6 protein-coding genes and 1 pseudogene are annotated in these 7,112 nt (G+C 67.9%); 5 read left to right on the top strand and 2 right to left on the bottom strand.

Translation table 11 applies throughout. The annotated features are described in order from the left end of the window. A pseudogene (locus tag JHC99_RS16270) lies at positions 1–353 on the top strand (hypothetical protein); the annotation flags it as partial. A 58-nt stretch (positions 354–411) separates the two neighbouring features. Here JHC99_RS16270 and JHC99_RS16265 read toward each other — a convergent pair. Next, positions 412–1,434 carry a LacI family DNA-binding transcriptional regulator gene (locus JHC99_RS16265; RefSeq protein ID WP_292155629.1) on the bottom strand — a complete coding sequence of 341 codons (1,023 nt, stop codon included), beginning with the start codon at positions 1,432–1,434 and terminating at the stop codon, positions 412–414. Between the two features lie 184 nt (positions 1,435–1,618). Here JHC99_RS16265 and JHC99_RS16260 point away from each other — a divergent pair, with 184 nt between their 5' ends. The 4 genes from JHC99_RS16260 to JHC99_RS16245 all read left to right on the top strand — a co-directional run bounded on the left by JHC99_RS16260 (position 1,619) and on the right by JHC99_RS16245 (position 6,579). Continuing rightward, entirely contained in the window at positions 1,619–2,425 is an 807-nt protein-coding gene (locus tag JHC99_RS16260) for a 2-keto-4-pentenoate hydratase (protein WP_292155627.1), read from the top strand. 73 nt (positions 2,426–2,498) lie between these two features. Continuing rightward, entirely contained in the window at positions 2,499–3,824 is a 1,326-nt protein-coding gene (locus tag JHC99_RS16255; RefSeq protein WP_292155626.1) for an MFS transporter, read from the top strand. Between the two features lie 165 nt (positions 3,825–3,989). Beyond that, positions 3,990–5,585 (top strand): carboxylesterase/lipase family protein, encoded by a 1,596-nt coding sequence (locus tag JHC99_RS16250; protein ID WP_366927849.1) that lies wholly within the window; start codon positions 3,990–3,992, stop codon positions 5,583–5,585. A gap of 4 nt (positions 5,586–5,589) precedes the next feature. After that, positions 5,590–6,579, top strand: a complete 990-nt coding sequence (locus JHC99_RS16245) for an alpha/beta hydrolase (RefSeq protein WP_292155623.1) — start codon at positions 5,590–5,592, stop codon at positions 6,577–6,579. Between the two features lie 150 nt (positions 6,580–6,729). Here JHC99_RS16245 and JHC99_RS16240 read toward each other — a convergent pair. Then, on the bottom strand, positions 6,730–7,112 hold a 383-nt coding region (locus JHC99_RS16240; protein WP_292155620.1), incomplete at its 5' end, for an anti-sigma factor.

Here is a 7,112-nt window from a genome sequence, read left to right as displayed (position 1 = left end):
AGATCAACGACGGCAACGCCATCTCCATGCCCTATGCCAAGGGCTTTGGCTGGGCGGCCGAGCTGAACCTGCAGGACGTCTATCGCAAGCTGTTCGAGGGCGAGCGCGGCCTGGGCTATCCCAAGGAACGCGCCCAGATCATGGCCACCAACCGCGGCATCCTGAAAAACCTGAAGGCCGTCACCTGCCACGACATGATCACGGTTCTGAAGACCGTCGACCAGGACCTGCTGAAGGCCGCCGTCGCCGGTGAGAAGTTCCAGGAGTATTTCTTCGCCAACGCGACCGACACGGCCATCCGCGACTACATCAAGGGCGTGGTCGCCACCTCGCCGGCGCTGCAACCGGCCTGAGACTGAAATCGACCGAAGACTGACGCCCGCTGTCGCACCGACGGCGGGCGTCGTTCGTTCAGGCGGGGATGTCGGACTTGCGGATGACCAGCGAGGGGCGAACCTCGGGCTGGTTCAGCTTGGCCGGGTCGACGCCGCGCAAGGGTGCCAGCAGTTTCTCGGCCGCCATCCGGCCCATGTCGCGGATCGGCAGACGGACGGTCGTCAGATTGGGCCAGATGCGCTGGGCCATGGGCAGGTCGTCAAAGCCGACGACGGACAGGTCTCGCGGCAGTTCCAGCCCCCGCTCGCGCGCCGCCTGCATGACCCCGATGGCCATGTCGTCGTTCAGGCTGAAGATGGCCGTCGGCGGCTCCTTCATCGACAGCAGGGCGTGACCCGCCTCGACGCCCGATTCGTAGGTATAGGCGCCCTCGTACTCATAGGCCGGGTCCATCGGAATGCCCCGTTCGGCCAAGGCGTCGCGGAAGCCGCCGCCGCGCACCGCGGCCGACCGGAACAGGCTGGGCCCGCGCACCAGGCCGATTCGCTTGTGGCCCAGGTCGGCCAGGCGATGCGCCGCCTCGGCAGCACCCAGATGGTCGTTGGTCACCACCATGACGCCCGGCTCGTCCAGCGACACCGAGGCGATCCGGACATAGGGGCAGTCGAGATCACGCAGCAGGGCGATGACCCGCTCGTCCTCGGACACCGACGGCGGCATGATGACGCCGAACAGCCGCTGGCGCTCGACAAAGCCGCGAATGTCCTCGACCAGGGTGTCGGAATAGCGGTTGCAGGGGTGGACGACGAGTTCGAGCCCCGAGCCCTTCAGCGCGTCCAGGACGCCCTGCTGCATGTTGACCACATAGGTGGGGCTGGGGTTGTCGTAGATCAGCCCGACCAGGAAGGACCGGCGGAAGGCGAGGCCCCGCGCCTGGGGGTCCGGGGTAAAGCCCAGTTCGGCGATCACCTCGTTGACCCGAGTGCGCGTCTCCTCGCGCACCAGGGGCGACTGGTTGATGACGCGCGATACCGTCTTCTTGGAGACCCGGGCGATCCGGGCCACGTCGTTGATGGTGGCGCGCTTGCCCGGCTTCATCGGGTGCGGATCGTCTGTCACGTCGGCGTCTCTGGATAAGTCCGACGCATGGCATAGCCGCGACGGCGCGTTGACGCCAACCCGGATTGTGAAAGCCGATTGACACCGGTTTCCTTCGCCGGTCATATCCCGCCCAAGAACGAGGGAACGCCTAAGTGATCCGCATCCAGCACAAGAGCCGCGCATGACGGCCGAGCCGATCCACGAATCGAGCGCAGCCGCCGTGGCCGAGGCGTTCGTCTCCGCACGCCTGGCGTCACGGGCCACGCCTGACTATCCGGGCGTCCTGCCGACGACCATGGCCGAAGGCTATGCGATCCAGGAGATCGCCATCGGCCTGTATCCGGACCGGATCATCGGCTGGAAGGTGGGCGGCGTGGGCCCTGCCCTGCAAGAGAAACTGGGCACCCACCGTCTGGCGGGTCCGATCTTCGCGCGCAACGAATGGCCGGTCGACGGCCCCGTGACCGTCGGTGCCATCGAGGGCGGCTTCTGTGCCGTCGAGGCCGAATTCATCGCCCGCATCGGCGAGGGTGTCGATCCCGCCAAGACCGACTGGACGATCGAGGAGGCCACGGCCGCCGTCGACGCCGTCTTCATCGGGATCGAAATCGCCGGCAGCCCCCTGGCTGCCATCAACGACCTGGGGCCGCCCATCGTCGCCTCGGATTTCGGCAACAACGCCGGCGTCTTCGTCGGGCCGGAACTGGACGACTGGCGCGACCGGCTGGACGCGATCACGGTCGAGACCACGATCGACGGCGTATCGGTCGGAACCGGCGGCTCGCCCTCCCTGCAAGGCGGGGCCATGGAATCGGTCCGCTTCCTGCTGGAGCACGGGGCACGGCGCGGCCGGCCCCTGACCGCCGGTATCCTGGTCTCGACCGGCGCCGTGACGGGCGTACACAGAATCTACAGCGGCAGCGACTTCGTCTGCGACTTCCAGGGCGTGGGCGAGATTCGCGGCACCGTCGTCAAGGCGAAGACTTAAGGCATCAACACCGGCGCCAACCCGACAGACAAAGGTCGGGACGCGTCAGGAACAGAGTACAGGAACGGCCATCATGACCGACACCACCGCCCCCACTCGCGGACCGGGGCCCGAGCCCGTCCAGATCGTCGCCCCGCCGCCGGGCAAATACCGCTGGGTCGTGGTCTGGCTGCTGTTCGCGGCCATGGTGATCAACTACGTCGATCGGCAGGCGCTGGGCGTCCTGAAGCCGACCCTGATGGACGAGTTCGGCTGGACCGAGACCAACTATGCCGACATCGTCTTCTGGTTCCAGGCATCATACGCCGTGTCCTATCTCGTGTGGGGCAGGCTGGTGGACAAGATCGGGGCCCGGTGGGGCTTCGGGATCGCCTTCATCATCTGGCAGCTCGCCTTCATCGCCCACGCCGGCATCCGAAGCCTGAACACCGCCATCTTCGCCCGTGTGGCGCTGGGCATCGGTGAGGGCGGCGGCTTCCCGGCCGGGATCAAGGCCGTGACCGAGTGGTTCCCCAAGAAGGAACGCGCCTTTGCCGTGGGCATCTTCAACGCCGGCACCAACATCGGCGCGATCATCACGCCGCTGATCATCCCGTTCATCGCCTCCATCTGGCTGGGCACGGTTGCCGAGCCGAACTGGCAGATGGCCCTGATCATCGTCGGCGTCGCGGGCTTCATCTGGGTACCGATCTGGTTCGCCGTCTACAAGCGCCCGAGCGAGCATTCCAAGGTCACCCCCGCCGAACTGGCCTGGATCGCCCAGGACGCGCCCGATCCGGTGCACAAGATCGGCTGGCTGAAGCTGCTGACGGTTCGTGAAACCTGGGCCTATGCCCTGGGCAAGTTTCTGATCGATCCGATCTGGTGGTTCTTCCTGTTCTGGCTGCCGGGCTTCCTGCAGAAGACTTACGATCTGAACATCCTGACGTTCGGCCCGCCGCTGATCGCCATCTATCTGCTGTCGGACGTGGGTTCGGTGGGCGGCGGTTGGCTGTCCGGCCAGTTCCTGAAGCGTGGCATGAGCCTGAACGTCGCGCGCAAGCTGACGATGCTGATCTGCGCCATCGCCGTCCTGCCGGTCGCCTTTGCCGGCAACATCGACAACATGTGGCTGGCGGTTCTGGTCATCGGCATCGCCACAGCGGCCCACCAGGGCTTCTCGGCCAACCTGTACGCCATGCCGGGAGACGTCTTCCCGCGCTCGGCGGTGGGATCTGTCGTCGGCATCGGCGGCATGATCGGCGGCTTCGGCGGCATGGCCATGGCCAAGTACGCCGGATACGTGCTGGACAAGATCGGCAGCTATACGCCGATCTTCATCGTCGCCGCCTCGGCCTATCTGGTGGCCCTGCTGGTCATCCACCTGCTGTCGCCGAAGTACGCACCGGCCAAGGTCTGAAGCCCGCTGCTTTAATCCGCTCATCTCCGCGAAAGCGGGGACCCAGTTCTTAAGTGAGGCCCGGCGCATGGGATTGAGTTCAGTTGCTGACTCTCCTTTTCATCGCCCAAAGCACTGGGTCCCCGCTTTCGCGGGGATGAGCGGAATGGGTGTGATGGCACGATGATGACGCGACGAGGTCTGGCGCTGGCCGCCGCCGCAGGGGCCGCCATCACCGCCCTGCCCCGCCTGTCCCTGGGACAGACCGCAGCCCCGACGGTGCGCACCACCCATGGGCCGATCATCGGTGGGCGCGACGGCGACGTCTCGGTGTTCAAGGGCGTGCGCTACGGTGCCGACACGGCCCAGCGCCGGTTCCAGCCCCCTGCCCCCCCGTCGCCCTGGACCGATCCGGTCGAGACGCTCGCCTATGGGGCATCGGCACCGCAGGGCCGTCCCGATGTGCCCGCGTCAGAGGACTGTCTGTTCCTCAACGTCTGGACGCCGGGGCTCGACGGCGAGAAGCGGCCGGTCATGGTCTATATCCACGGCGGGGCCTATTCCAACGGCTCGGGCTCGGACCCGCTGTATGACGGGACGCGGCTGGCGCGGCGTCAGGACGTGGTCGTCGTCACCCTGAACCACCGGCTGAACGTTTTCGGCTATGCCTTCCTGGCGCGGCTGGCACCCGGGTTCGGGTCGTCGGGCAATGCGGGTCAGTTGGACCTGATCCTGGCCCTGCAATGGGTCAGGGACAATATCGCGGCCTTCGGCGGTGATCCGGGCAGGGTCATGGTGTTCGGCCAGTCGGGCGGCGGGGCCAAGATCGCGACCTTGATGGCGACACCGGCGGCGGCGGGCCTGTTCCACACCGCCGCGACCATGAGCGGCCAGCAGGTCACGGCGTCGGGGCCGATCAACGCCACGCGCCGGACCCAGGCCTGGCTGGCGGCGATGGACCTGCCGGTCGAGCGGATCGGCGAGCTGGCCACCATGCCGTGGGAAAAGCTGCTGGAAGGCACCTCGGCACGCGATCCGATCCTGACCGGCAGCGGGCTCTATATGGGGCCGGTGATGGATGACGTGGTGCTCCACCGCCACCCCTTCTATCCGGACGCGGCACCGCAGTCGGCGTCGATGCCGATGATCATCGGCAATACCCACGACGAGACCCTGGCCTTCCTCGGCAACGACCCGGCCAACGCCAACCTGACCTGGCATACGCTGGTCGGGCGGCTGACGCCCGAACAGTTGAGGATCGACATCCAGCCCGAGACGGTGATCGCCTGGTATCGCCAGAGCCACCCTGAGCTGTCGCCCGATCAGGTGCTCATCGCCGCCACGACCGCCGGTCGATCGTGGCGCGGGGCGGTGATCGAGGCGGAGGTGCGGGCCGCGACGGCGGCGGCGGGGGCCGGCAGGGGCGCCTGGGTCTATCAGCTCGACTTCAAGGCCAGTCTGTCCAACGGCAGGAAGGGTGCCTATCACACCGCCGACATCCCCCTGGTGTTCGACAATGTCGCCGCACCGGGGTCGGGGGCGCCATCCTCAGGTGTGGCGGCGGCGGAGGCGCAAGGAGCGGCCGATCTGATGAGCGGGGCCTTCGCGTCCCTGGCCCGGACGGGCGATCCCAACCATGCGAGCCTGCCGGACTGGACGCGCTACGACCTGACGCGGCGCCAGACCATGGTGTTCGACACCACCGCCCGGATGGCCGACGACCCGCGCGGGGATGAGCGGGCCTTCTTCAGCCGTGTCCCCTATATCCAGCCCGGAACCTGAGCCCATGAGGATCGACCGCCGCAGCCTGTTCGGATTTGCCGCCGCCGTCACCGGCGGGATCTCTGCGCCGTCCGCCCTGGCCCAGATGACGCCAAGGCCCCTGCTGGCACCGCCGGACCCGACCGAGGTGTGGAAACTGTGGCCGGACGGCGCGCCGGGCGGGGAGCGGGTCACGGTCACGCCGGTCGTCACCGAACGCTCGACCGACCCCGCCTTTCATGACCGGTTCGCCCAGTACACGACCGATCCGATCCTGACGGTCATGCGGCCGATCACGCCGAACGGGGCGTCGATGGTCCTGATCCCCGGTGGGGGCTATCGCTGGTCGGTCGTGGACAAGGAGGGGTTCGACGTCGCGCGGGTGTTCGCCGAGGCCGGCGTGACCTGTTTCGTGCTGCGCTACCGCCTGCCGGCCGACGGCTGGGCGGCCGGGGCCGAGGCACCTTTGCAGGACGCGCAGAGGGCGGTGCGGATGGTGCGGTCGCGGGCGGCCGAGTTCGGGCTGGACCCTGCGAGGGTGGCGGTGCTGGGGGCCTCGGCCGGGGGGCATCTGGCGGGCTGGGCGACGGCCGAGGCGACGGCGGCCTATGCGCCGGTGGACGCCCATGACGCGGTGTCGTTGCGGCCCGATTTCAGCATCCTGATGTATCCGGTCGCGACCATGGCCGATCCGTTCGTCCATGCGGGATCGCGCGAGCAACTTCTGGGGGCCGCGCCTTCGGCCGAGCGGATCAAGGCCTATTCGCTGGAGGAGATGGACTGGTCGGGGGCACCGCCGGTGTGGCTGATCCATGCGATCGACGATGCGTCGGTGGTTGTCGAGAACAGTCTGAACCTGCTCTCGGCCCTGCGGCGCGCCAAGGTGCCGGCCGAGGCCCATCTGTACGAGGAAGGCGGCCACGGGTTCGGGGTGCGCCTGATCGCCGGCAAGCCCGCCGACACCTGGCCCGAGATCGCGCTGCGCTTCGGGCGGCGGCACGGGTGGGTGGCTTAGTCCCAACCCCGCTCATCCCGGCGAAAGCCGGGACCTAGTTATGGATTGAGCACCGCCGCCCGGGTAAACTTCTGCATCCGATCACCACCACTGATCCCCCAAAGCACTGGGTCCCGGCTTTCGCCGGGATGAGCGGATTGGGACGTGGCCCTAAACCGGCTGCAGCGCCCCGCTGGCGATGACCGGGCCGGTGGGAAGGCCGGTGGTCGAGCCGCCCTTCGGTTCGACGGAGACGGCAAGGGCCGGCGGGTTGTCGGGGTTGACGCCCAGCAGGCGGGCGGCGTCGATGACCACGACCTCGGCACCGTCCATCACGCCCATGGAGACCGGCGTGGAGCCGTCGGGGAGCATCCACATCTCGAACGAATGACCCTCGGGCGCGCCGGAGATGGGGGCGATGATCAGCTTCTGGTTCTGGCGATCCAGGGTGACGACGAAGCTGACCGGGCCGTCCTCGGCCTTCAGCATCCCGACGGAGATCGGCTCGATGACCGGCATCGGCGTGGCCGGGGTCGGGGCGATGGGGGTCGCAG

Origin of the sequence: Brevundimonas sp. (assembly GCF_016463485.1) — a bacterium.
GTDB lineage: Bacteria > Pseudomonadota > Alphaproteobacteria > Caulobacterales > Caulobacteraceae > Brevundimonas.
Note: the sequence above shows the minus strand (reverse complement) of the source record. Positions and strands in the feature narration are given on the sequence as shown.